Here is a 994-nt window from a genome sequence, read left to right as displayed (position 1 = left end):
CACGCTGAGAAGCATCGCCCAGGCCGCCTATGGCGACAACCGCCTGTGGTGGAAGATCGCGCAGGCCAACGGGCTGAGCGGCGACAGCGACCTGCGGGTGGGCCAGACGCTGAGCCTGCCGAGTGCCACGCCCAGCTACAACGCGGCCGACAGCTTCAAGCCGTATGACCCGGCCAGCATGGGGGCGTCGGCCCAGCCGCACCTGGTGATGCCGGAGGGCGGCTGCGGTGTGGTCGGGCAGATCATCATGGTGATCATCATCGCGGTGGTGTCGTATTTCACGGCTGGCACAGCGACCGGACCGATGACAGCAGCCCTGGGCCCCGTCGCTGGAACAGTGGCTGCCGGCGCGATCGGCGGCGCGGTAGGGGCGCTTGCCGGGCAGGCGTTCGCTGTGGCATCAGGAATGCAGGAGGACTTCAACTGGGGCGCCGTGGCCATGGGGGCGGTGGGCGGAGCGATGGGCAACGCGCTGCAGGGCATCAACTTCGTCGGCAACAGCGTCGGCAATGCCATGGTGAGATCTGCCATTGCGAACGCCACCACCCAAGGTGTAGCAGTGGCCACCGGCCTGCAGCAGACCTTCAGCTGGCGGGCGGTGGCTGCCAGTGCCATCGGCTCTGGCGTGAGCACCGCGGTGAGCGGCGCACTCTCCGTCGGCACAACAACAAATGTTGAACTGGCCGGGCCGACCCAAGATGGCGAAGCGCTCACAGGGATGGTGCGGGGCCAAGAGTCGATCCTGGCGCACAGCATGGGCCGGGCCGCGGGCAACTTCACGCACCGGCTGCTCACCGGTATGGTGGCGGGCGCCACGACGGCTGTGCTGCGTGGAGGGCGGTTCTCCGTGCAGCAGGTGGCCGCCGATGCCTTTGGCAATGCGTTGGGTAGTTCCCTCGCGGCTGAAAGCACGAGGGGCAGCCAGCAGGAGGACGTGCTCGGGCAGTTCATCGACGAGCAGTTGCAGGCGCAGGACCGGCGCGACTTCTATAGC

Annotated in this window: 1 protein-coding gene; it reads left to right on the top strand. The window is 67.8% G+C overall.

What is annotated here, in order from left to right:
* Positions 1-994: LysM peptidoglycan-binding domain-containing protein (locus tag E8D38_RS27870; RefSeq protein WP_140637571.1), on the top strand; the 994-nt coding region annotated here is incomplete at both ends.

The sequence above is a fragment of the Methylibium rhizosphaerae genome, from assembly GCF_006386545.1.
GTDB lineage: Bacteria > Pseudomonadota > Gammaproteobacteria > Burkholderiales > Burkholderiaceae_C > Pseudorivibacter > Pseudorivibacter rhizosphaerae.
Note: the sequence above shows the minus strand (reverse complement) of the source record. Positions and strands in the feature narration are given on the sequence as shown.